At 61.1% G+C, this 23,536-nt stretch carries 23 protein-coding genes, 2 pseudogenes and 1 riboswitch (1 of these 26 cut by a window edge); of the genes and pseudogenes, 12 read left to right on the top strand and 13 right to left on the bottom strand.

Annotated elements, in window-relative coordinates; translation table 11 throughout:
* The 3 genes from murI to ACTG2T_RS09735 all read right to left on the bottom strand — a co-directional run.
* Nucleotides 1–345: the beginning of a glutamate racemase gene (gene murI / locus ACTG2T_RS09745; RefSeq protein WP_103252018.1), read on the bottom strand. 459 nt of this gene lie to the left of the window's left edge; only the first 345 of its 804 coding nucleotides appear in the window; its start codon is at nucleotides 343–345; the stop codon falls past the left edge of the window.
* A gap of 108 nt (nucleotides 346–453) precedes the next feature.
* Nucleotides 454–2,304: a TonB-dependent receptor domain-containing protein gene (locus tag ACTG2T_RS09740; RefSeq protein ID WP_330125579.1), complete on the bottom strand. Its 1,851-nt coding sequence runs from the start codon at nucleotides 2,302–2,304 to the stop codon at nucleotides 454–456.
* Nucleotides 2,305–2,356: 52 nt separating this feature from the next.
* A riboswitch (cobalamin riboswitch) is annotated at nucleotides 2,357–2,534 on the bottom strand.
* A gap of 35 nt (nucleotides 2,535–2,569) precedes the next feature.
* A complete protein-coding gene (locus tag ACTG2T_RS09735) occupies nucleotides 2,570–3,472 on the bottom strand; it encodes a LysR family transcriptional regulator (RefSeq protein WP_330125580.1) in 903 nt (300 codons plus the stop codon).
* 109 nt (nucleotides 3,473–3,581) lie between these two features.
* Between ACTG2T_RS09735 and ACTG2T_RS09730 the strand changes: the two genes are divergently transcribed.
* From ACTG2T_RS09730 to ACTG2T_RS09715, 4 genes and pseudogenes are all read left to right on the top strand, one after another.
* Complete coding sequence (locus tag ACTG2T_RS09730) at nucleotides 3,582–4,508, top strand: sodium-dependent bicarbonate transport family permease (protein ID WP_151286407.1); 927 nt, start codon at nucleotides 3,582–3,584, stop codon at nucleotides 4,506–4,508.
* A 4-nt stretch (nucleotides 4,509–4,512) separates the two neighbouring features.
* Nucleotides 4,513–4,814, top strand: a pseudogene (locus ACTG2T_RS09725) (P-II family nitrogen regulator).
* Nucleotides 4,815–4,877: 63 nt separating this feature from the next.
* Entirely contained in the window at nucleotides 4,878–5,387 is a 510-nt protein-coding gene (gene purE / locus ACTG2T_RS09720) for a 5-(carboxyamino)imidazole ribonucleotide mutase (RefSeq protein ID WP_139732797.1), read from the top strand.
* Nucleotides 5,384–6,508: a 5-(carboxyamino)imidazole ribonucleotide synthase gene (locus tag ACTG2T_RS09715; protein ID WP_279624026.1), complete on the top strand. Its 1,125-nt coding sequence runs from the start codon at nucleotides 5,384–5,386 to the stop codon at nucleotides 6,506–6,508. The genes purE and ACTG2T_RS09715 overlap by 4 nt, the downstream gene beginning before the upstream one ends.
* 73 nt (nucleotides 6,509–6,581) lie before the next feature.
* On the opposite strand, the gene ACTG2T_RS09710 is transcribed toward ACTG2T_RS09715, so the two are convergent.
* The 6 genes from ACTG2T_RS09710 to fabV all read right to left on the bottom strand — a co-directional run bounded on the left by ACTG2T_RS09710 (nucleotide 6,582) and on the right by fabV (nucleotide 13,637).
* Nucleotides 6,582–7,772: an L-lactate MFS transporter gene (locus ACTG2T_RS09710; RefSeq protein ID WP_279624025.1), complete on the bottom strand. Its 1,191-nt coding sequence runs from the start codon at nucleotides 7,770–7,772 to the stop codon at nucleotides 6,582–6,584.
* Nucleotides 7,773–7,881: 109 nt separating this feature from the next.
* The gene (locus ACTG2T_RS09705; protein ID WP_279624472.1) at nucleotides 7,882–8,613 is read right to left on the bottom strand and encodes a LytR/AlgR family response regulator transcription factor; all 732 of its coding nucleotides are present in this window, start codon (nucleotides 8,611–8,613) and stop codon (nucleotides 7,882–7,884) included.
* Between the two features lie 129 nt (nucleotides 8,614–8,742).
* Nucleotides 8,743–10,416 carry a sensor histidine kinase gene (locus ACTG2T_RS09700; protein WP_330125581.1) on the bottom strand — a complete coding sequence of 558 codons (1,674 nt, stop codon included), beginning with the start codon at nucleotides 10,414–10,416 and terminating at the stop codon, nucleotides 8,743–8,745.
* Nucleotides 10,417–10,497: 81 nt separating this feature from the next.
* On the bottom strand, nucleotides 10,498–11,682 hold the full coding sequence (locus ACTG2T_RS09695; protein WP_330125609.1) for an NAD(P)/FAD-dependent oxidoreductase: 1,185 nt from the start codon (nucleotides 11,680–11,682) through the stop codon (nucleotides 10,498–10,500).
* Between the two features lie 150 nt (nucleotides 11,683–11,832).
* Nucleotides 11,833–12,357: a non-heme ferritin gene (ftnA, locus tag ACTG2T_RS09690; protein WP_005339225.1), complete on the bottom strand. Its 525-nt coding sequence runs from the start codon at nucleotides 12,355–12,357 to the stop codon at nucleotides 11,833–11,835.
* Nucleotides 12,358–12,449: 92 nt separating this feature from the next.
* Nucleotides 12,450–13,637, bottom strand: a complete 1,188-nt coding sequence (fabV, locus tag ACTG2T_RS09685; RefSeq protein WP_330125582.1) for an enoyl-ACP reductase FabV — start codon at nucleotides 13,635–13,637, stop codon at nucleotides 12,450–12,452.
* 402 nt (nucleotides 13,638–14,039) lie between these two features.
* Between fabV and ACTG2T_RS09680 the strand changes: the two are divergent.
* Together ACTG2T_RS09680 and trpS are read left to right on the top strand one after the other, a co-directional pair.
* A pseudogene (locus ACTG2T_RS09680) lies at nucleotides 14,040–14,476 on the top strand (universal stress protein).
* A 192-nt stretch (nucleotides 14,477–14,668) separates the two neighbouring features.
* Complete coding sequence (trpS, locus tag ACTG2T_RS09675) at nucleotides 14,669–15,682, top strand: tryptophan--tRNA ligase (RefSeq protein WP_213388098.1); 1,014 nt, start codon at nucleotides 14,669–14,671, stop codon at nucleotides 15,680–15,682.
* Here the strand turns inward: trpS and ACTG2T_RS09670 are convergent.
* Entirely contained in the window at nucleotides 15,661–16,620 is a 960-nt protein-coding gene (locus ACTG2T_RS09670) for a LysR family transcriptional regulator (RefSeq protein WP_042656845.1), read from the bottom strand. The genes trpS and ACTG2T_RS09670 overlap by 22 nt on opposite strands.
* Nucleotides 16,621–16,711: 91 nt before the next feature.
* Here ACTG2T_RS09670 and ACTG2T_RS09665 point away from each other — a divergent pair, with 91 nt between their 5' ends.
* Together ACTG2T_RS09665 and ACTG2T_RS09660 are read left to right on the top strand one after the other, a co-directional pair.
* Nucleotides 16,712–17,611: a DMT family transporter gene (locus ACTG2T_RS09665; RefSeq protein ID WP_005357113.1), complete on the top strand. Its 900-nt coding sequence runs from the start codon at nucleotides 16,712–16,714 to the stop codon at nucleotides 17,609–17,611.
* Nucleotides 17,596–17,757: a hypothetical protein gene (locus ACTG2T_RS09660; protein WP_005339236.1), complete on the top strand. Its 162-nt coding sequence runs from the start codon at nucleotides 17,596–17,598 to the stop codon at nucleotides 17,755–17,757. The genes ACTG2T_RS09665 and ACTG2T_RS09660 overlap by 16 nt, the downstream gene beginning before the upstream one ends.
* Before the next feature lie 124 nt (nucleotides 17,758–17,881).
* Here ACTG2T_RS09660 and ACTG2T_RS09655 read toward each other — a convergent pair whose 3' ends face one another.
* A complete protein-coding gene (locus ACTG2T_RS09655) occupies nucleotides 17,882–18,343 on the bottom strand; it encodes a DUF6314 family protein (RefSeq protein ID WP_330125583.1) in 462 nt (153 codons plus the stop codon).
* A gap of 40 nt (nucleotides 18,344–18,383) precedes the next feature.
* Between ACTG2T_RS09655 and ACTG2T_RS09650 the strand changes: the two genes are divergently transcribed.
* Entirely contained in the window at nucleotides 18,384–19,238 is an 855-nt protein-coding gene (locus tag ACTG2T_RS09650; protein ID WP_330125584.1) for a carboxylate/amino acid/amine transporter, read from the top strand.
* 6 nt (nucleotides 19,239–19,244) lie between these two features.
* Here the strand turns inward: ACTG2T_RS09650 and ACTG2T_RS09645 are convergent, their stop codons facing one another.
* Nucleotides 19,245–20,108 carry a GGDEF domain-containing protein gene (locus ACTG2T_RS09645; RefSeq protein ID WP_040069586.1) on the bottom strand — a complete coding sequence of 288 codons (864 nt, stop codon included), beginning with the start codon at nucleotides 20,106–20,108 and terminating at the stop codon, nucleotides 19,245–19,247.
* Between the two features lie 70 nt (nucleotides 20,109–20,178).
* Complete coding sequence (locus ACTG2T_RS09640; protein ID WP_042082212.1) at nucleotides 20,179–20,892, bottom strand: 3-deoxy-D-manno-octulosonic acid kinase; 714 nt, start codon at nucleotides 20,890–20,892, stop codon at nucleotides 20,179–20,181.
* A gap of 222 nt (nucleotides 20,893–21,114) precedes the next feature.
* On the opposite strand from ACTG2T_RS09640, the gene ACTG2T_RS09635 reads away from it, so the two are divergent.
* The 3 genes from ACTG2T_RS09635 (at nucleotide 21,115) to rpoZ (ending at nucleotide 23,452) form a co-directional block, all read left to right on the top strand.
* Nucleotides 21,115–22,167 (top strand): glycosyltransferase family 9 protein, encoded by a 1,053-nt coding sequence (locus ACTG2T_RS09635; RefSeq protein WP_330125585.1) that lies wholly within the window; start codon nucleotides 21,115–21,117, stop codon nucleotides 22,165–22,167.
* 303 nt (nucleotides 22,168–22,470) lie between these two features.
* Nucleotides 22,471–23,097 carry a guanylate kinase gene (gene gmk / locus ACTG2T_RS09630; protein ID WP_005357125.1) on the top strand — a complete coding sequence of 209 codons (627 nt, stop codon included), beginning with the start codon at nucleotides 22,471–22,473 and terminating at the stop codon, nucleotides 23,095–23,097.
* 79 nt (nucleotides 23,098–23,176) lie between these two features.
* Entirely contained in the window at nucleotides 23,177–23,452 is a 276-nt protein-coding gene (gene rpoZ, locus ACTG2T_RS09625; RefSeq protein WP_005307060.1) for a DNA-directed RNA polymerase subunit omega, read from the top strand.
* Nucleotides 23,453–23,536: the final 84 nt, after the last annotated feature.

The following is a 23,536-nucleotide window of genomic DNA, read 5'->3' as shown; positions in this document are numbered from 1 at the left end:
AGTGGCCAGCAGACCGATACAACCGTTGCGAGTCTGAGCAGCTGCGGGCTTGATGGCTGGCACCACCCCCACCACGGGAATATCCAATGCCTCACGCAGGGCTGGCAGTGCTATGGTGCTGGCCGTGTTGCAGGCAATCACCACCAGATCTATATGATGACGGGCCACCATGGTGGTCACCAAGCGGGTGCAGGCAGCAATCAGGGCGGGCTCGCTCAATTCACCATAGGGGAAGTTGGCGTTATCGAAGCAGTAGAAATAGTTGTGTGCCGGCAGAACGCGGCGGATTTCGCGGTAGATGGTCAGGCCACCCATACCGGAATCAAACACGAGAATATTGGCCACTTGAGCTCCCCTTTGGTGCAAGGCGGCGATCATACTCCCGCCTGCCGCCAATAGAAAAGGCCCTGCCAATGGCAGGGCCCCTGATTTTTCCGCGTGGCCGGGTCCGGCTTAGAGTGAGTAATCCATTGTCACGTAGTAAGCGCGCTCATCGGCAGGGTAACCCACCGCAGTCTGATACTCCTTATCCAGCAGGTTGTTGATCTTGCCAGATACCTTGAGCGCCGGGGTGACCTTGTAGCCGACAGCCAGATTCCACACGCTGTAGCCACCGAGTTTGGTAGTGTTGGCCACATCGCCATAGCGCTCCCCCTGATAGATCCAGCTCAGCGAGCCGTCAAACTGTTGCCACTGTGCCTGCGTAATCCACTTGGCCCCTTTGCGGGAGATCAGCTGCAACTGTTTATCGGTCATCTTGTCTTTGGGCTCCTTGTACTCGGCAGAGACTCTATGACTCAACCAGCCAGTGTCGAATTCCCCTTCCAGCTCGACCCCTTCAATGCGAGCCTTGCCAACGTTTTGTGGTGTCCACATCCCCTGACTGTTGGGTGCCCACTGGATCATCTGTTCGAAGTCATTGCGATAACCGGTGGCCCGCCACTCGACACCCGCAGTTTGACCATCCAGCATCAGCTCGCTGCTCTTCGACTCTTCCGGCTTCAGGTTGGGATTGCCAGAGCCCGGATAGTAGAGGTCATTAAAGGAGGGGGCGCGGAAACCGGTGCCGTAGCGGGCACTCAGGCGGTAATCCTCGACAAAACGCCAGCCTGCGCCGGTTTGCCAGGTGTTGTGACGACCAAACTGCTCGTTGTCATCACTGCGGCCGCTCAGCTCACCCTGCCATGTCTGGTTGTCGAACTGGGCCAGGGCATAGACCCCGGTATTGTCCCGCTCCTTGGCCCCTGCCGGATAGGGGGAGCCAGAAGATCGCGAGCGATCGTCCAGCATGTCGCGCTGCCAGTCAGCACCGCCGCCGAGCGTCCACAGCTCGTTCAGCTTGAGGCTGTTGACCCAGTTCAGGCTGTACTGGCGGGTGTAGGTCCGATTATTGGCCTGATCGCGGCCGCTATTGTCGAGATAGTCGTACGCATCCTGTCTGGAGAAGGCGCCACGCAACTCACTCAGATAGCGATCATCGTGATAGCGCGACCCCAGCTGATAGCTCTGGTTTTCAGTCCACGTTTCGGCTCGATGCGGCGCATAGTTTGCGTCAGACCCCGCATACTGGGCCACATTGCGGAACCAGCGGGTTGTACCGAACAGATCCCAATTGCTGCCGAGGGCCTGCTGGTAGTCCAGCATGGCGTTGTAGCCCCGATGCCCGTGACGGTCACCATCGTTGATGCCGGGCAAGGGGTGTACGTTGTAACCCTCTTCATCATCAAAACCGCCAGCCACCTTGAGCTGACCCGCCTCACCTACCTGGCTGGCACTACTGAAAGCGGCCTGACGCTGTTGATGGGAACCAGCACCGATATTGAACTTGTGCTGATTTGTCCCCTTGTCGGGACGGGTAATGATGTTGATCACCCCACCGATGGCGTCGGAGCCGTAGATGGTGGCGCGCGGGCCACGAATGTATTCAATGCGCTCCACCTGATTGAGCGGCAGGTTATTCAGTTCGGTCATCCCGGCGGTCAGGGAGGCACTGCGTACCCCATCCACCAGCACCAGCGTCTGGGAGGAGGTGCCACCACGCACCCGCAGCGAGCTGAGCTGGCCTCGGCCACCATTGCTGACCACTTCCACACCGGGCAGGGTCTTGACCACATCGGTCACGGTCTGGGCTTGCAGGCGATCGATCTCGTCCCGGGTCACCACATTGACCGGGGCAAGCACGCTGGAGACAGGTTGGGCGACGCGGGTAGCGGTCACCACCATGGTGGGATTGACGGGAATGGTCAACTGCTGGGCAAACGCCGCCGTCGGCAACAGGGCAGCCGCCAGAAATTTCTTCGACATGAGAGATCCTTAAGTTCGCGTAAGTATCTACTTCGTGGCCGGTTTCTCTCGGCCCGAAATACGAACTCTGGCAGGTCTTCGGGCTCGGGGGCTGATAGCCTACGGCGACGGCTTCCCGCCTGACGGCAGTGCCCTGATGTCGCTTCGTTCCCCCTTACCGCTGCGCGCCAGCTCCGGATTTTCACCGGATTCCCTATTAAGCATGATGCGCCAAAGCGGGAGGATTATAGGCAGAGCCAAGCTGGATGTATAGCCATCCAGATTTCTATTTATTGCCAGCCAACGCTGCCAGCCGCTGCTGTGCCCCCTCCATCACCGCCTGTACTCCTGGATGGGAGAGATGGCGCCCTGCCGAGACCAGATAATAAGAGAGGGTAACGTCGGTGAGGGTCGCAATCCGCTCCACTCCGTAGAGGCGGCCAATCTCGTCAGCCATCGCCAGCGGCGCCGGGAAGATCCCCATCCCCGCCTTGCCGAACGACTTCATCAGGGTGGAGTCATCAAACTGCCCCACCAGATGGGGATGAATGCCCTGCTGGCGATACCACTCCAGCAGCCGATCGTGGGTGGCAGACTTCTCTCCGGGGATGAGCAGCGGCAACCCCTCCAGCGAGGCGGGAAAACCGTCCCGCGCCCGCGCCGCCAGCTCGGGGCTGGCAAACAGCGCCAGCGGGCTGCGCCCCAGCTCGTGGTTGTAGCCGCGCACGCCGCTGTCGGGAGGGAGCGGGCGATCGATCAGCACCATATCCAGCTTGTGGCGGGCCAGCTCGCTGAACAGCTGCTCGGCCCGCTCCTCGTGACACACCAGCCGCAGCGGGGTCGCCAGCGCCATGGCGGGGGCCAGCAGATCGAACGCCAGGGTGCGGGGTACCGAATCGGCGATCCCCACCTGCATGGTCAGCTCCTGACTGGCGTGGCGCAGGGTGTGCTCCAGCTCGGCGCCGAGCGAGAAAATCGCCCCTGCCTGCTCCTGCGCCTGCCGCCCGGCAGCGGTCAGCACCAGACGCCGCCCCACCCGGTTGAACAGCGCCACCCCGAGGGACTGCTCCAGCTCGGCCACCTGACCGCTGATGGTCTGCGGCGTGAGGTGCAGCTGTTCGGCGGCCTGCGTCACGCTGCCGCTGCGTGCCACATGCCAGAAGTAGTAGAGCTGTTTGTAGTTGAGCATGCCGTTCCCTATCAGTTTTTACCGAACAACCATCAGCGAGAATCTGATTTTATCGAAACATTGTGGGCTCTAGCATGCAACCATTATCTGAACTGCCCTGCGAACCATCATGCTGGACGTTGTTGTACTCTTCTTTCTGTTTGGTCTGCTGGCCGGTCTGGTGCGATCCGAGCTCAAGCTGCCGCCCGCCCTCTACGACACCCTCTCTCTCTTTCTGCTACTGGCCATCGGCCTCAAGGGCGGCGTCGGTCTGGCCCAGCAATCCCTGCAACCTCTGCTGCCGCAACTTGCGCTGGTGATCCTGCTCGGCGTGGTGCAGACCCTGCTCGGCTTTGCTGTGCTGCGCCTCAAGATGAACCGGGTCGATGCAGCCGCCACCGCCGCCCACTATGGTTCGGTCAGCGTCGCCACCTTTGCGGTCGGAGTGAACTGGCTCACCGAACGGGGCATCAGCTTTGAATCGCAGCTCTCCATCTTCCTTGCGGTGATGGAGATCCCGGCCATTCTGGTGGGCATAGTGCTGGCCCGCGGCATCAGTCGAGAGACCCGCTGGCGCATGCTGGCCCACGAGACCTTCCTCGGCAAAGGGGTAACCCTGCTGCTGGGCGGCATGGCCATCGGCTATCTGGCCGGGCCGGATGGGATTGCCCCGCTCAAACCGCTGTTTGTCGACCTGTTCAAGGGGGCGCTGGCGCTGTTCCTGCTGGAGATGGGCCTCATCGTCGCCCGCCAGTGTCAGGATCTGCGCCGCCATGGCCTGTTCCTGCTCAGCTTCGCCCTGTTGATGCCGCTCGCCTCGGCGGGACTGGGATTGGCAGCTGGCCAGCTGATGGGCCTCTCTCTCGGCGGCCTGACCCTGCTGGCCACCCTGGCGGCGAGCGCCTCCTATATTGCCGTGCCGGCCACCATGCGCATCGCCGTGCCTCAGGCCAACCCGGGGCTGTCCCTCAGCGCCGTGCTGGGGGTCACCTTCCCGTTCAACATCATGCTGGGGATCCCGCTCTACCACAGCTGGGCCCGCCACTTCACGGAGTAGCCACATGCAGACCGAGACCCGCACCCTGCTGACCATCATCACCGAAGCCAATCTGGAGCCGACCCTGCTGCGCACCCTCACCCGCGAGGGGCTGCGCGGCTACACCATCACAGATGCCCGCGCCGGGGGGATCATGGCGAGCGCAACGCCAGCTGGAGCGAGAGCGGCAACATCCGGCTGGAGGCGATCTGCAGCCGGGAGCAGGCGGAGCGGTTGCTGGCCCACCTGCAGAGTCGCTACTACCCCGACTACGCCATGATCGCCTTTCTGCAACCGGTCGAAATCGTGCGACCCGAGAAATTCTGAGCCGGCTTGCCGGCTCTTTTTGTTCACCAAAAGCAAACGTTTAACAGCAAGGATTCAGAGAAAATGAACACCCCTCCGCTGATCGGCCTGGTAATGGGCTCCGACTCCGACTGGCCCGTGCTGCAGGCCGCCGCCCGCATCCTCAAGGAGCACGGCGTGCCCTACGAGGCGCAGGTGGTCTCGGCCCATCGCACCCCGGATCTGCTGTTCGAGTATGCCGCCACAGCCCGCGAGCGCGGTCTGCGCGCCATCATCGCCGGGGCCGGTGGTGCTGCCCATCTGCCGGGCATGGTCGCCGCCAAGACCACATTGCCGGTGCTGGGGGTGCCCATCCCCTCCCGTCACCTCAAGGGGATGGACTCCCTACTCTCCATCGTGCAGATGCCCAAGGGGGTACCCGTCGCCACCTTCGCCATCGGCGAGGCGGGGGCCGCCAACGCTGCCCTGTTTGCGGTCTCTCTGCTCTCGGTCGCCCGGGATGACGACGCCCCCCGCTACCGGCAGCAGCTCGACGACTTCCGCACCCGCGAGCGAGATCGGGTGCTTGCCCTCACGCTGGAGGAGCCGACATGATCCTGCCCCCCGCCACCCTCGGCATGCTCGGCGGCGGTCAGCTTGGCCGCTACTTTGTGATGGCCGCCCACCGCCTCGGCTACAAGGTGGTGGTGCTGGATCCCGACCCGGCCAGCATCGCCGGTGCCGCCGCCGATCACCATATTGTCGCCCCCTATGACGACACTGGGGCACTGGTCGAGTTGGCCAGCCGCTGCGAAGCCATTACCTGCGAGTTCGAGAACGTGCCCGCCGCCACCCTCGCGCTGCTCGAACAAAAAAAGCCGGTACGCCCGGCCGCCAGCGCGGTGCGCATCTGTCAGGATCGCCGTGAAGAGAAAGCCTTTCTGCGCGGAGCAAACATCCCGATCGCCCCCTATCTGTCGCTACTGCCGGAAGAGCCCATCCCCGCACAGGCCAGCGAACTCTTGCCCGCCATTCTCAAAACGGCCCGCGAAGGGTACGACGGCAAGGGGCAGTGGCAAGTGAGCGACCTGGATGAGCTGGCGACGGCGCTGGCAGCCAGTGGCGTCCCCTGCGTGCTGGAGCAACGGCTAGCACTGGAGGGGGAGTTTGCCCTGACCCTGGCGCGCAGCCCGAGCGGTGCCATCAGCGCCCTGCCACTGGTGCAGAACTGGCACAACGGCGGCATCCTCGATCAGACTCGCTCCCCGGCCAATGTGCCGGCGCTGGAGAGCGAAGCCAAAGCAATAGCCGAGCGGCTGATCGCGACCCTCGATTACGTCGGGGTGCTGACGGTGGAGTTCTTCCTCGTGGAAGGGAGGCTATTGGTCAACGAGCTGGCGCCACGCCCCCACAACTCGGGCCATCCCAGCCTCGACAACGCCGCATGCAGCCAGTTCGAGTTGCAGGTGCGGGCCCTGTGCGATATGCCGCTGCCGGAGCAGATCGCCGTGCGCCCCGCCCTGTTAATCAACCTGCTGGGTGATCTCTGGCAGAACGGCACACCCGACTGGGCTGCCCTGCTGGCGCTGCCCGGCCTGCATCTGCACCTCTATGGCAAGGGCGAACCCCGCCCCGGCCGCAAGATGGGCCATATCACGGTAACCGGTGACGACTGGTCAACGGTGGAGGAAAGCTGCCGCAAGGCCCGCCAGCTGCTGGGGCTAGCGCCGCGCTGATCGACCATCGGAAATGCAAAGACCCGGGCAGGGCCCGGGTCTCTGTTTTTGCTTGCTGTGGCAGGGAGACTTATCAGGCCCGCTCGACCGCTACCGGTGCCGGCAGGCGGATGGTGAGGGAGAGCACCAGCGCCACCACCAGCAACACCAGGATCAGGTGGAAGGTCGCCATAAAGCCGCCAAACAGGGAGGCCACGATGGAGCCGATGATGCTGCCCAGACCAAAGCCCAGATAGATGACGCCGTAGTTCTTGGTCAGGTTGTTGAGACCGAAGAAGTCGCTCACCAGCGAGGGGTAGACGGTGATGGTGCCACCGAAGCTGAATGCCACACAGGCGACCGCCACGAAGAACAGGTTGGCATTGAGCGGCACGAACAGCAGCAGCGCCATGCCCGCCAGGGTAATCAGCTGGGCGATGGTGATGACCCGGATGCGGGACATCTTGTCGGAGAGGATACCCAACACCAGACGGCCACCCAGGTTGGCCATGGCGATGATGGCGACGGCATTGGCAGCGACGACAGCAGGCAGACCCACCATCTTCTCGCCGATATCCTTGGCCACGCCGATGACGTAGAGGCCGTTCATGCAGGCGGTGAGGAACATCAGCGCCAGCATCCAGTACTGTGGCTTGCGCATCGCCTCGGCCAAAGTGAAGTCACGGCTCTCGCTCTGCTGCACGGAAGCGGCCTGCTTGGGCGCATCCTTCATCAGCATGCCGCCCACCAGCACCATGGACATGGCGATCAGCCCCCACAGCTGGAAAGTGGTCTCAAGGCCGGAGCTCGAGAGCAGCAGCAGGTTGATGTATTTGAAACCGAGACTGCCGAGACCATAGGCCCCGATGGAGCAGGCGGAGATCAGCCCCTTGCGCTCCGGGAACCACTTCACGCAGTTGGAGAGAGTCATCAGGTAGCCGGTACCGTCGGCAAAACCGACCAGAATGCCCGCGCAGAGGTAGAGCATCGCCAGATTGCTGGCGTGGGCGGTGAGGAAGAAGCCGATGCCGAGCAGCACACCGGCGCCCAGGGTCACATTGCGCACCCCGAATCGCTCCTGCAGCTTGCCCGCCATGGAGGAGGCGACCGCTAGCGAGAGGCTGAGCAGGCCGAAGGCGAAAGCGACCTGACTCACCGGCTCGTCCAGCTTGTCGGAGAGCTGGGCGTTGAACAGGCTCCAGGTGTAGACAGAACCCAGTGCGAACTGGGTGATGATGGTACCGATCAGTGTCAGGTACCGGGTGCGGTTCATCTCTTTGGTCATGATGCGTCTCGGTCGATGGCCTTAAGGAAATTGAGGCCACTATAGGCAAGACGCAGCTCGCGCCGATCGATTAAGGCATGAAATGCAGATCGGCGGGAATGAATGACAATCAGAGCCGCATCAGCTGACGGAACGCCTTGATGTTGCTGCGACTGACCGGCACCTCGAACGGCAGATCATGAAGCCGGATGAGGTAGGTGCTGTTAAACCAGGGGACTATTTCGCGGATCTTGTTGATGTTGACGCAGTAGGAGCGGTGGCAGCGGAAGAAGCCCTCGGCAGGCAGGCGGCTGACAAACTCGCTGATGGTCATGGTCATCACGTAGCGATCATCGCGGGTGTAGACATAGGTGAGCTTCTCGTCAGCTTCCGCGTAGTAGATCTGCTCGCAGGGGGTGACGATGATACGCTCCCCCTTCACCAGATTGACGGTGCGATTGTGCGCAGCCCCCGGCTCGCTCCCCTGCCCCGCCTGCGCCTTGCCCGCCTGCTCCAGCTTTTGCAGCAGGCTGATGAGGCGCGGCTCGTTGTAGGGTTTGAGGATGTAATCGAATGCCTCCAGCTCGAACGCCTCCACCGCAAACTCCTTGTAGGCGGTGACGAAGACGATGTGGGGCGGATGGCTCGACTTGTGCAGGTTCTTGGCCAGCAGCAGGCCGTCGATGGAGGGGATCTGGATATCCAGAAACACCACATCCACCTCGTGATCCTGCAGGTATTTGAACGCCTCCAGCCCATCCTCGAAGCTCGCCACTATCTCTATGGTGCTGTGCTGATTCACCAGATAGATCAACTCCTCGCGAGCCAGATACTCGTCTTCCACTATGATCGCTTTCAACATGACATTGCCCCCTGAAGGAGCACAGGAGAAGCAAGCTCCTCACGAATCAAACATTCGTCTTCCACAATGATCGCTTTCAGCATGACAACACCTCTCGCGGCACACACTTATCCTCAACCATGATGGCACTCAGCATGGCATCGACTCCTGATCCGGCAGATAGAAACTCACTTCGGTACCCGGCTCCAGCCGCTTGAGGTGCAGGCCGTCACCATAGAGCAGCTTGACCCGCTGATGCACGTTCATCAGACCGATGCTGCGGCTCTCCACCCGACCGGCGGCCACCCCGTCGATCACCGCCTGACTGATGCCGTAACCGGTATCCCGCACCGACACCCGGATGCCGCCCGCCAGCTGTTTTACCTCGATGGTGACCCGGCCCGGCGCGCTGCGGGGCTGGATGCCGTGCAGGATGGCGTTTTCCACCAGCGGCTGCAACAGCAGGCTCGGCACCTGAATGTGCACGTCGTCCACCTCGAACACCACCTCCAGCTTGTCGCCAAAGCGGGCCTGCTCGATGGCCACGTAGTCGCGCACCTGCTGCAGCTCCTCCTGAATGTCGATCAGTTCATCCCCCTTGTTGAGGTTGTAGCGCAGGTAATCCGCCAGATTGGCGATCAGCTGGCGCGCCTGCTGGGGGCGGATGCGGATCAAGGATGAGATGGCGTTGAGGGCATTGAACAGGAAGTGCGGGTTGATCTTGCTCTGCAGCGCGGTGAACTCCGCCTTGCGAGTCATCTCCTTGAGTTGCTCGATGCGCGACACCTCCATCTGGGTGGAGATGAGCTGGGAGAGGCCCACCGCCATCTCCCGCAGGGAACTGGTGATGCTGTGGGTGCGGCGGTAGTAGATCTTGAGGGTGCCGCTGACAGCGCAGTTCTCCCGCAGCGGAATAATGATGACCGAGTGGAAGTCGGCCAGATGGTACTGGCGCAGATCGTTGTTGATGATGATCTGGTCGAGCAGCACCGCCTGCTGGGTCATGCCGCTGATGGCGTGGTGCTCGTCCAGCTCGTAATAGTCCTTGCCCACACCGACATAAGCCAGCACGTCATGGGTATCTGTGATGGCCACCGCATCGGCGCTGATGTCGCGCCGGATCACATCACACACCTGACTGAGGGAGTGGCGATCGATGTTCTGGAAGAAGGGCAGCGTCTTGTTGGCGATATCGAGCGCCAGCTTGGCCTGCTTGGCAGCAATCAGCTCCTTCTCGTCATCCAGATCCTGCACCAGCTTGATGATGAGGCCGATGCAGAGCGCCCCGGCGATCATCGGATAGGCGATATGGTTAACGATCTCCACCCCGACTTCGTGGGGCTCAGTCAGCAGCCAGATCAGCAGCATGGTGAGCCCTTCGCACAGCATCCCAGCCAGAATGCCGTAGAGCCAGAGCCGCGACTTGCGACAGCGCAGGTGCAGCCAGGTCGCCAGCAGACCGGCGATAATACTGGCGATAAGGCAAGGAATGGAGGTGTGACCATCCATGTCGATGAGGTAGCGGTGCAGACCGGAGATGACCCCGGCAGGAATGCCAACCCAGGGGCCGAACAGGATGCCGCCGGAGATGATTGCGATGATCCGCACGTTGATCAGCGCCCCCTCCACCGGAATGCCGGTGTAGGTGCTGAACACCGCAAACAGGCCGAAGATGGAGGCTACCAGCACCAGCTCCGCCGGGGTGTGATCCCGCTTCTGGAACAGCCGCTGGAACGGCCGGGTGCGGGTCAGGAAGAAGAGGGTCATCAACATCAGCGCCGCCCGTTCGAACACCGCCAACAACATCATCTGATTCTCAAGCATCTGCGCCCCCTTGCGGCAACCCGACCGATCACCATAACCCCGACCAATAAATCGGGGCCGGATAAACCAGCCCCTGTGACATCAACAGTACTGACCGGCCACCCAGCCGGAGGACCAGGCCCACTGGAAGTTGTAGCCACCGAGCCAGCCGGTCACGTCCACCACTTCGCCGATGAAGTAGAGGCCCGGCACCTTACGCGCTTCCATGGTCTTGGAGGAGAGATCGTTGGTATCGACGCCGCCCAGGGTCACTTCGGCGGTGCGATACCCCTCGGTGCCGTTGGGCAGGATCTGCCAGTCACCAATCAAGTTGGCCACCGCTTCCAGTTCCCGCTCGTTGTACTGACGCATCGGCTTGCTGACCAGCTGACCCAGCTCCACCAGCTTGTCGACGAAGCGCTTGGGCAGCTCGCGCCCCAGCACGGTTTTCAGCTCCTGCGCGGGGTGTGCCTGCGCCCACTCACGCAGGGCGGCCGGAATATCCAGCTCCGGCAGCAGGTTGATGTGGATCTTCTCGCCGGCATGCCAGTAGGAGGAGATCTGCAGGATGACGGGGCCGGAGAGGCCGCGATGGGTGAACAGCATCGCCTCCTTGAAGCGAGTGCCATCCTCGGCGGTCACCGCTACCGGCAGGCTGATGCCCGCCAGATCGGCAAACGCCTCTTTCTCGGCCTGATGGAGGGTAAAGGGCACCAGACCGGCGCGGGTCGGCAGCACCTTGAGACCGAACTGCTCCGCCAGCTGGAAGCCATAGGGGGTAGCACCCAGCTTGGGCATGGAGAGACCGCCGGTCGCCACCACCAGCGAGTGACAGCCGATCTCACCCTTGCTGGTGGTCAACACAAACCCTTCGCCCTGCTTGCTGACGGTGAGGATCTCGGTCTGGAACTGCAGGGTCACCCCGGCCCAGTCGCACTCAGTGAGCAGCACATCGACGATATCCTTGGCACTCTCGAGGCAGAACAGCTGCCCCAGGGTGCGCTCGTGATAGTTGACCCCGTGGCGGTCCACCAGATCGATAAAGTCCTGCTGGGTGTAGCGGGCCAGCGCCGACTTGCTGAAGTGGGGATTCTCCGACAGGTAGGCGTGAGCGCCCGCCTGATGGTTGGTGAAGTTGCAGCGACCACCGCCACTGATGAGGATCTTGCGGCCCGGCTTCTTGGCATTGTCGAGCACCAGCACGGAGCGGCCACGGTAGCCCGCCTGCGCCGCACACATCAATCCGGCCGCACCGGCCCCGATCACCACCACATCGACCTGCTTCATCATCACTCACTTATCAAAATAGAAACGGCACCTGGCCTGAACCGTGATTGCCTCTGGCGGAACAGAACCATAGTGGCTGCCCACCAGAATAAACAACGGCCCTTAAAAGGGCCGTTATTGTACTGGCTGAACACTAAGTGTCCACGACTATCAGGCGTTGCTGTCCATGATGCTGGCTGGGGCGCCCTTGGCCAGTTCGGCCAGCTCCTTGTCGATGAAGTAGAGGCCTTTGCCATCTTCACCCACCAGACCCAGACGGTCGACGATGCTCTTGAACAACTTCTCCTCTTCATGCTGCTCGGCCACATACCACTGCAGGAAGTTGAAGGTGGAGTAGTCCTGGGTGGTGAAGGCTACGTGGGCCAGACCATTGATGCACTTGGTTATGTGGTACTCGTGCTCCAGGGTGGTACGGAACACATCGCCCAGCGACTTGAACTCGTGGGGAGGGGCATCGATGGCGCCCAACTTGGGCATGGCGCCGGTCTCGCTCACGTAGGTGAACAGACGCTCCATATGCTGGCGCTCCTCGACCGCGTGCTGACGCAGGAAGGTCGCCGCCCCTTCAAAGCCCTTGTCTTCGCACCAGGCGCTCATCTGCAGATAGAGATTGGAGGAGTAGAACTCCAGGTTAATCTGCTCGTTCAACTTCTCGATCATGGCTTGGGCCAGCATCTTGTTTCTCCTCAGTGATTTGGTATCGATTGTCGCCACACTCCCGCCGCGAATCAACCCGCCAACGAGAGGGAGATCCCGTTTCTTTCAGCTCAGGGGGTCAGCTCCCCAAGGGAGGCGACATCCACCGGCGCAGCATAATCGACACCCGGCAGCTCGAAGCCGTTGAGCTGCATGAAGTCCTGCCGCAGCCCGGAAAAGTCCCCCAGCCCGTGGAAATTGTCCGGCGTCACCTTGGGCCAGAGCGCCGAAACGGCGGCCTGAATGGCCGGGTCGAGCTCGTGGTCATCCATCCGGATCAGCCGGTTACCATCGGCCACCACCCCATTGGGCCCGTACATCTTGGCGGCGAACAGTCGCTGCATCTGCTCGATGCAGCCTTCGTGCACACCGCGCTCCTTCATCACCCCCATCAACAAGCCGAGATAAACCGGCAGCACCGGAATATAGGCGCTCGCCTTGGTCACCAGCGCCTTGCAGACCGATACCCAGGCGTGGCCGCCAATCTCGGCCAGCTGCAGGTTGATGGTCTCGGCGGTGGCGTGCAGATGCTCCTTGGCATAACCGATGGTGCCATCCCGATAGAGGGGATAGGTGGACTCGGGGCCGATATAGGAGTAAGCGACGGTTTGGGCACCGGGGGCCAGACAATCCGCCTGCTGCAACGCCTGCATCCAGAGCTGCCAATCCTCGCCCCCCATCACGGTGACGGTATCGCGGATCTCCTCCGGCGTGGCAGGCGCCAGCGACTGCTGCACCAGAGCATCGCGCTCCAGATCCAGCCCCCAACCGCTGAATGGCTGGCCGGTGGTCTTGAGCACCGAACGCACCTGCGTGCCGTCGGGCAGCACCCGGATACCACTCGCCAGCGAATAGATCACCAGATCCACCTGCCCAAGCTGCTGGCGGATGGTATCGATGGCCTGCTGGCGCATCCCGTCGGAGAAGGCATCGCCAATCAGGTTGATGGCGATACGCCCCTCCTGCTCCGCCTCCTTGCGAAACCAGATGTTGTTGTACCAGCCGGCGCTGCCCAATCCTTTGTCGGAAGGGCCGCGCTCAAACGAGATACCGATGGTGTCGGCACCGGCACCAAAGGCGAGCGCAATGCGCGACGCCAGCCCGAAACCGGAGGAGGCCCCCAGCACCAGCACCCGCTTGGGGCCGTTGAACGGACCAGCGGCCTTGATGCGTTCAATCTGCTGCTGCACGGCGGCGCGACAGCCGATGGGGTGACAGTTGCGGGCAACACAACCTTGAATCTGGGGATGAATGATCATGGGAAGGCCTCCAAAGAAACTGGCTACAGCATAACCAAATCGAAAGAGATTAACTTGATGCCGGATCGCTATCAGTCAGAAAAGCCGCGGGAATTGAGGCAGAAAAACAAAAGGGAGCACGTGGCTCCCCAAAGCGGTATTCAGATGCTTTTTGTTGTTTTGTGTTCATTGCGAAGCACGGGCCCATCCTATGCCTCTCCCCCCCTGATCGGCAAGCCGAGGGGTGTGACCGGCGTCAAACTCTTGTTTAATTTATAGGCAAATAGTGGTTAATAACTGAGTGGCTGACCCTGTGTCACACGTCATTAAACTCATTTAAATCCCAAAACTGTGCCTAAGGCACCATTTTAGTTTCAGCAGAGATTGGTATAGTGGGCTGAAGGATCGGTAAGGAGAACCCCCATGAGTGGAACAACCTATTACAAGCATATTCTGGCCGCGATCGACCTCTCTGAAGATAACCGCAAGGTGATCGACAAGGCGGTGGACAAGCCCGCTCCAACGGCGCCAAGCTGTCGGTTATCCATGTCGATGTGGACCTCAAGGATCTCTACACCGAAATGATCGATATCGACATCGACAACGTGCAGGATCAGGTGATCGCCGAAGCGAAAGAGAAGCTGGAGGCATTTCTGGCCTCGGTGGACTATCCCATCGAGAAGAAGCTGGTGATCTGCGGCGATCTGAGCGAGCGGGTCAATCAGGCGGTCAAGGAGTATGAGATCGACCTGCTGGTGTGCGGCCATCGCCAGAGTTTCTGGAGTCTGCTCACCTCCAGCGCCCGTCAGCTGATGAATACGGTGCCCTGCGATCTGCTGGTCGTCCCCTTGCAGAAGTAATGAAACCGGCGTAGTTTGATTTGCTATGAACATGACCGCATTCAATCACAACTACTGGTGGTGCTGCTCCTAAACAGGCGGCACCGCGTTTCTATTGTAAATTTCCCAAAGAAAACACCGTGACCGCCGAGAGGCGGTCAACTGTTTTTATCCCTTTGTCGCCTCCCGGCTCACCCAACTGGAGAGAGTGACATGCACAACCCCGTAATCCTGACTGGCGATCGTCCCACCGGCAAACTGCACATCGGCCACTATGTCGGCTCCCTGCGCCAGCGCGTCGAAGCCCAGCACCACTACCGTCAATTCGTGATGATCGCCGATCTGCAGGCGCTGACCGACAACGGCCACAACCCGACCAAGGTGACCGACAACGTACTGGAGGTGATGGCCGACTATCTGGCGGTCGGCCTCGACCCGGCCAAGACCACCTTCTGCCTGCAGAGCGCCCTGCCCGCCCTCGCCGAACTCACCTGCTACTACCTCAATCTGGTCAGCGTCGCCCGGCTGGAGCGCAATCCCACCGTCAAGGCGGAGATCCAGCAAAAAGGGTTCGAACGCACGCTGCCGGCCGGTTTTCTGGTCTATCCGGTGAGTCAGGCCGCCGACATCACCGCCTTTCGCGCCAGCCATGTGCCGGTCGGGGAAGATCAGCTGCCGATGCTGGAGCAGACCAACGAAATCGTCCGCCGCTTCAACTCTCTGGTAGGCAAAGAGGTGCTGACCGAATGCCAGCCGATCCTGAGCGACACCGGCCGCCTGCCCGGCATCGATGGCAAGGCCAAGATGTCCAAGTCTCTCGGCAACACCATAGAGCTCGGCATGTCGGCGGAAGAGGTCAAACAGGCGGTGTTCGCCATGTATACCGACCCCAACCACCTCAAGGTGAGCGATCCCGGTCAGGTGGAGGGAAATACGGTGTTCGCCTATCTCGATGCTTTCCACCCCGACAAGGCGCTGGTCGCCGAGATGAAGGCCCACTACCGACGAGGCGGACTGGGGGACATGCGCTGCAAACAGGTGCTGAATGACTGCCTGCAAACCCTGCTCGCCCCGATGCGAGAGCGCCGGGCCGCGGCCATTGCCGACAAGAAGATGCTGCTGGAGCTGCTCTATCAAGGCACCGAGCAAGCTCGCATCATCACCGATGAGGTATTGGCGGAGGTGAAAAGCGCCATGGGGCTCGACTACTTCGCCAGCATCCGCTGAGCGGGAGTCCCGAGTGCATCATCGCCGTAGAGGTCGAACACCAACTGGTGCAACAGGCTCTTGAACCAGCCGATCGCCTCGTCGTGGGCGGTGAGCGGGTGCCCCGCCATCAGGTAGACGATGGGGATGGCTGGGTCGAGCTGGTGCATCCGCAGCGGGTAGTAGCGGCAGAAGTGGCGCCCGATCATCTCGGGCACCACCACCAGATAGCGGCCGGTCGCCATCAGCGGCGGCACCGCCATAAAGCTCGGCAACCGCACGCCCAGCTCCCGCTCCACCCCGAAACGGGCCAGCCAGAGCTCCACCATCGCCTGACTGTGACCCCAGCTGGAGGTATGGATGTGGGGACGGCTCACCAGCTCGACCGGCGTCAGCACATCGGGCAATTCGCTGCCGAGCGGCGACAGGCAGACCAGCGGGTTGTTGAACCACTCCTCCCGCCACAAGCGGGGTGAGAGGTGATTCGCCCCGGCGAAACCGATCACCAGATCCAGCTCCCCCTTCTCCAGCTCCCGCTCGTAGTTGCTGTCGGCCAGCTCGCACACCTCAAGCCGACAGTGAGGGGCCTGCCGATGGAGCCTGTCCACCAGCACCGGCACCAGCCCGTGCTCCACCGAGCCCGGGGTGGCGATGCGGAAAATCCGCCGCGCAGTAGCTGGATCAAACCCCTTGGCCTGCCGCAATCCCTGCTCCAGCATCGCCAGCGCCTGGCGCACCGGCCCGGCCAGCGCCTTGGCCCGCTCGGTCGGCATCATCTCGCGCCGACTCATCACGAACAGCGGGTCATCCAGCGCCACCCGCAGCCGCCCCAAGGCGTGACTGACGGTGGACTGGGAGAGATGCAGCCGTTCGGCGGCACGGGTGACATTGCGCTCCTGCATCAGCATGTCGAATACGGCGAGCAGGTTGAGGTCAAGACGGGCGAGCGAGCTATCCATCGATATTAGCCATAGTTAAATGCCAACAATTCATTTTTACCATAGTAACAGATTGCCTAGAATGCGCTGGCTTAATACATCGGAGATTCAAATGCGTAGCTATCTGTTATTGCTGGCCATTGGCCTGCTGTGGGGTTCCCAATTCATTTTCATGCACCAGGCCGTTGCCGAGTTGCCCCCCATTCTGGTGGCTGCCGGTCGTGCCCTGTGCGGCAGCCTGACCCTGGGTCTGCTCTGCCTGTTCATGCGGCTCAAGAGTGAGCACACTCCGTGGCGCACCTATATGCTGATCGCCCTGCTGGATGCCACCATCCCCTTCATCATGGTCGCCTGGGGCCAACAGTATGTGGATAGCGCCATCGCCGCCGTGGTCATGGGTTGTATCCCGTTTGTGACTATTCTGGCTGCACCGCTGTTTATTTCTGGTGAAAGAATCACCAAAACCGGTCTGCTTTCCGTGATCATCGGCTTTGCCGGTGTGCTCACCCTGTTCTGGCCGAAACTCTCCCAGGGCATGAACGCCGGTCTGCTCGGTGCCATGGCCATCCTGCTGGGTGCCAGCTGCTTCGCCATCGGCCTGCTGATGATCAAGCGCTTCGCCAAGGACCATCCGGTCGTGGTCGCCCGCAATATCCTGATCTCCTCGGCAATCCAGTTGCTGCTGGTCGCCCCCTTCATGGTTGATCTCGGCAGCCTGACCCTGCCGAGCACCCAGGCCCTGAGCGCGATCACTGTACTGGGTACCCTCTGTACCGGTCTGGTCTACTTCCTCTACATGGCGCTGATCCAGAAGGCTGGCCCGACGTTCGCCTCCTTCAGCAACTATCTGGTGCCGCTGTTCGGCGTGATGCTGGGCGCCCTGTTCCTCGGCGAGCAGATCCACCCCACCACAGGTGTTGCTCTGGCACTGATCCTCGGCTCGGTCGCCATGAACCAGTGGGCGCAACAGCGTCGCATGCAGCGCGAGGTCTCCCTATGTCAGGCATCCTGACCACACTGTGCGGTGGTCTGGTGCTGATTGCCGGCTGGCAATATCGCCAGCGACTGGCCGGGATCCTGGGCCTGCTGATGGTACTGCTGCCCTGGTTCTTCGATAGCAAGCTGCAAGCCATGCTGAGCTATGCCCTGAATGCCTGAAGTCCATCTCTGAATGTGTGACGAGAGTCTATCTCTCCTGTTTTTGGGACTGTTTTAAAAAACCTCCGATTTGTCCCCCGCTACCGGCGCTCTGCGCCGGTTTTTTTATGCCTGCCAGCCGGCGTCAGATCAGATAGCGATAGCTGAGTCGCTCGTTCTTGCGCGGCCCGGAGATCTGCCAGCTCAGCAGAAAACCACCGTCGATCTCGATCAGCTCGGCGCTGTAGTGATCCGCCCCGCACAGATGGGGTTCGGCGGTCAGCCAGCGGCCATCCCCCTGCGGCAGCAGCTCGAACAGTTCGACCGGCGCCTCATAACGCAAATGGGAGAGACGGATCCCCCGCTCGCTACGCTGCCACCAGAAGCTGTTGTGCATGGCGAGTTCCCTGCCATGAGGCGTGGTGTAGCGACCCTGCTCGTTAAACAGCCAGCCCCCCTGATGATCGGCCACCTGCACACGCCCCTCGCCCCGACCATTCCAGTCGGTCGCCGACCCCTCGCCATTGCTGGCGGTAAAGGAAAATGCTCCGACCTGTGGCAATCGCGCCCATAAACGCTGGATTGCCGCTTCCATCTCGGCCATCATAGCCCCCCTTGAAATTGACAACTGACGATAAATCAAACACATGAACTACTTGATAGGGGTCACCCTGCTCTGGTCATTCTCCTTCAGCCTGATCGGGGTCTACCTCGCTGGTCAGGTCGATGCCTACTTCTCGGTGCTGACCCGCATCGCCCTCGCCAGTCTGGTGTTTCTGCCCTTCCTGCGCCGCCGCTGGCTGCGCCCCGATCTGGCGGCCAAGCTGATGGCGCTGGGCGCCATCCAGCTCGGCATCATGTATCTCTTCTACTACCACTCCTTCCTGCTGCTGACGGTGCCGGAAGTGCTGGTCTTTACCATCTTCACCCCCATCTACGTCACCCTGCTCCACGACCTGCTGGAGGGGCGCTTCAAGCCCACCTATCTGTGGGGCGCCCTGCTGGCGGTGCTCGGGGCTGCCGTCATCCGCTTCGACGGCCTGACCGAAAGCTATGTGCTGGGATTTATGGTGGTGCAGGGGGCCAACCTCTGTTTCGCCCTGGGTCAGGTGGGCTACAAGGTACTGCTGGCAAGGGAGGCGGAGCAACCGCCGCAACTGGCGGTGTTCGGCTGCTTCTATCTGGGAGCGCTGGTGATCGCACTGCCCGCCTGGTGGCTGCTGGGCAAGCCGCAATACCCAACGTCAGGGTTGCAGTGGGGCATTCTGCTCTGGCTGGGGGTGGGAGCCTCCGGCCTCGGCTACTTCCTCTGGAACAAGGGGGCGACGCTGGTCACCAGCGGGGTGCTGGCCATCATGAACAATGCGCTCATTCCGGCCGGCTTGCTGGTCAATCTGCTGCTCTGGGGCAAGGATACCGACCTGACCCGACTGACCATCGGCGGCCTGCTGATGCTGGCCTCGCTCTGGGTCTGCCAGCGTGACCAGCGCGGCCAACCCTGACCACACTCAGCCAACGACGGTGTTGTGCTCCCGTCTGGCCTGACTGTGACAGCTGGCCAGCCGGGCCAGCAGATGATCGAGCTGCTCGCCAGCCTGACTCTGCACCAGCCCGATGCTGACGGTGACCGGCCGCTGTGACAGCAGGCTGGCATCGGCAATCTCGAGGCGCAGCCGCTCGGCGATCTCCAGCGCACTCATCCGCTCGGTCTGGGAGAGCATCAGGATAAAACCGTCCTCATCCCAGCGGGCGAAGGGATCTTCCCGCCGTAGTTCGTGGCGTACGATACGCGCCAGCTTGGCCAGCATGGCGTCGCAAGCCGCTTCACCAAACAACTGCTGGATTTTGGCCATGTGATCGACCGAAAACTGCAGCAGACTGAAAGTGCCGCTCTCGGTCGCCAGCCGCTCTTCAAGCAGTTGCTCGAAACGGCCACGGCTCTCCAGACCGGTCAGCGGATCGGTGCCATGTCGCTCCTCCACCAGCACGGCAGCGGGATCGAGGTGACGGACAACCCCCAGCAGATAACCCCGCTCATCGCGACGCATCCGCTCTTCCAGCCGGATGTAGTGACCGTGATGATGCAGAATGCGGTATTCGAGGCGCAGACCGCTGCTGCGGCCGCTCTGGCAGGCGAGCAGGGCATCCTCCAGCCGGGCAACATCGTCGGGATGAACCCGATCCAGCCAGCCGAGATCATCCGGCCAGCACTCTCCCAATCCCAACAGGCGCAGGCAGGAGGGATCACGCTGCAGTCCATGTTGGGCTGACCAGCTCCAGATCCCCGCCTCCAGCAGCGCCATGGCATCAGACAGCAGACCCGGATCAAGCCGGGCAGTCACATCGACCAAAGGTGTCTTGAGCATTTCCATGGGGCGCCTCGAAACAGGATCTGAATACCTGCTCAATAAGTAACATTGGCGTTCACGCCGAGCAACAGGGTCAGAGCGCTTTTCCCTGATACCCGTTCATCAAGGTCTGCCAGTTCTCCGGTACGAAGTGGAAACTGGTATGCAGTTGAGACTCTTTATTGAATGAACGGAGCAAGCGTTCCAGATTGGCCTTCTGCCATTCGCCGGGGGAGCGGATCGCACCCTTGTCAAAATCGATCACCCACACTTTGCCCTCTTTATCGAGCAGCAGGTTGTGGCTATTGAGATCAGCGTGATAGACCCCGGCATCGTGCAGCTGGCGCACCGTCTGGCCTATCTTGTGCCATACCTCGGTCGCCACCGGCCCCTGCTTGAGCAGTGCCACCATATCCTTGGCACCGCGAATTCGCTCAATCAGGATATCAGCACGATAGAATGGGCCCTGTTTGACCATGCGGGCAGCAAACGGACGCGGCACTGGTAGCCCCAGCTCGCACAGCTTGGCCAGCAGGGTGTATTCGGCCATGGCACGGCTCGACTCGACCCCTTCGAACCAGAAGCGATCCCGCACCACCTTGCCCACCATGCCGCCGCGATAGTAGTGGCGCAGCACCAGATGGCGGGACTCATCCTTGACGAACCAGGTCACCCCCCGCCCGATGGAGGTTCCCACCACCTGACGGTTGTTCTGCCACCAGGCAGGATCGAATAACTGGGGAGAGGGGTCGCGAAAGGCCCCTTCGGCATACCAGCAGATCTGGTTGTGTTCGGTCTGTACTCGCATCGTGGAGATCCCGCTCGGTGGGTCATGGATCGCAATTTTTCAATTGGCGATGAGGCTGCCGCTCTGGCATGCCCGCAATAGTGGCCTTTAATCAACGACGTACAGAGACAGGTCATGGCGCTGGGCCCGGCCTATCCCGGCTGACGATTGTGCGCAATTTTACAATCCAGAGGGGAGTTTGCATAATGCCATCCACCCTTTTTGCCAGCCGTGCGCCACAACATGCCGCTATTTCAAACGCCCCCTTCCTCCATCTGCATCCTGCGGCTCTCCGCCATCGGGGATTGCTGCCACGCACTGGCGCTGGTGCGCGTCATCCAGCGGGAGTGGCCACAGACCCGTATCACCTGGATCACCGGCAAAATCGAGGCAACCCTGTTTGCCGATCTGCCCGGCGTCGAGGTGATCCCCTTCGACAAGAGCAAGGGGTGGCGCGGCTATCGCGATCTCTGGCAGACCCTCAAGGGGCGCAAATTCGATGCCCTGCTCCACCTGCAGGCAGCGATGCGAGCCAGCATCGCCACCCTCGGCATCAGCGCCAAGGTCAAACTCGGGTTTGATCGGGAACGGGCCAACGACGGCCAGTGGCTGTTCACCAACCACAAAGTGCCTTCGCCTGCCTCCCCCCACGTGCTGGACGGTTTCCTCGCTTTCGCCAAAGAGCTCGGCATCAAGGATCTGACCCCGGACTGGCAACTGCCCATCAGCTCCGAACATCAGGCGTGGGCAAAAGAGAAGATTGGCGGCAAACCGACCCTGCTGATCTGCGCCGCCGCCAGCAAGGCCTTCAAGAACTGGACGGCCGCAGGCTATGCCGCGCTGGCAGATCACGCCGCCAACAAGGGCTTTCAGGTTTATCTCTGTGGCGGGCCGGCCAAGCTGGAGCGGGATCTGGCCGCCGAGATCCGGCAACTCAGCCAGAGCAAGCCGGTCGATCTGGTGGGGCAGACCAACCTCAAGCAGCTGCTGGCGCTGATTGGCGAGGCGAGTCTGGTACTGGCCCCCGATACCGGCCCCACCCATATGGCCACCATAGTGGGCACGCCGGTGATCGGTCTCTATGCCCACCACAATCCGGCCCGCACCGGCCCATATCTGTGCCGCGACTACGTGGTCAGCGTCTATCAGGAGCTGGTCGAGCAGGAGACCGGCAAGCCGCTGGCCGAATTGAGCTGGCGCACCCGCCTCAAGGATCCGGAGGCCATGCGAAAAATCACCAGCGAGCAGGTGACCGCCGCGTTCGATCGGCTCTGTGCAGATCGTCAACTGCCGTAGTGACAGAGCACCTCGGGAATTCCGAGCCATCAGGCAGGGATAACCTGATAGCCTCTGCCCTCAGCCAAAGGCACAATGCAGGCTGATGTGGGTTACGCTCCCGCAGCAAGCTACGAATACTTTGATCGGCTGGAATATGATTCCGGCCGTTTTTTTATTCGCCGCATTCTGGTAAAATTCGCCGCCTTTACATCCTCCTGACTCAAGAATTTTCCGCGTTTTGCGTTTGGCTGTCTCCCTTTCGGGCACAAGACGGCGGTCTCTGCTACAACCAAAACAGCGGTTTCGATTAAAGGTAATAATATGGCGCAACAAGGCACTCTCTATATCATCTCTTCTCCGAGCGGCGCTGGTAAATCCAGTCTGCTCAATGCCTTGCTGACCCAACATAACGCTGCGGGCAAGATGCAGCTGTCGGTTTCCCACACCACTCGCGCCACCCGTCCTGGCGAAGAGCACGGCGTACACTACCACTTCGTTCAGGTGGAAGAGTTCAAGGCACTGATCGAACGCGGTGATTTTCTGGAGTGGGCCGAAGTGTTCGGCAACTACTACGGCACCTCACGCGCCGCCATCGAAGCCTGTCTGGCCAAGGGGATCGACGTATTCCTCGACATCGACTGGCAAGGTGCCCGCCAGATCCGCGAGCAGATGCCGACCAAATCCATTTTCATCCTGCCCCCCAGCCGCGAAGAGCTGGAACGCCGCCTGATTGGGCGCGGTCAGGACAGCGCCGAAGTGATTGCCGGCCGGATGGCGAAAGCCATTGCCGAAATGGTGCACTACGACGAGTATGACTATGTCATTATCAATGAAGACTTCGAGCAGGCGCTGTTCCAGCTCAGGTCCATTATTGAGTGCCAACGGCTGGAGATGCGTCACCAGCAACAGGCTCAAAAAAACTTGCTGCAACAGCTACTGGCAGAGTAAGCCAAAAACAAGTAAACTTTTGCGTCATTTTTAAACACTGCTTTTCTAAATACAGAAAGCCCAAACACTGGAGTCCTGCATGGCACGCGTTACTGTAGAAGATGCTGTAAAACAGGTAGGTAACCGTTTTGACCTGGTGCTGGTCGCCGCGCGCCGCGCTCGTCAAATCGCGGTACAAGGCAAAGATCCCCTGGTCGACGAAGAGAACGACAAGCCGACTGTGATCGCCCTGCGTGAGATCGAGCTGGGTCTGGTGAACAATCAAGTGATGGACACCCAGGACCGCTACGAACAGCAAGAGCAGGAAGCCGCCGAGCTGGCTGCCGTTGCTGCCATCGCCGAAGGCCGCGGTTAAGTTATTCCTCCGGTTGGCACCCGCCCGGGTGCCGACTGTTCATCCCCATTTACAACCGCTCGAAAACCTCGCAAACTCAGGGCT

The sequence above is a fragment of the Aeromonas sp. 75A genome, from assembly GCF_051919425.1.
Classification (GTDB): Bacteria; Pseudomonadota; Gammaproteobacteria; order Enterobacterales; family Aeromonadaceae; genus Aeromonas; species Aeromonas veronii.
Note: the sequence above shows the minus strand (reverse complement) of the source record. Positions and strands in the feature narration are given on the sequence as shown.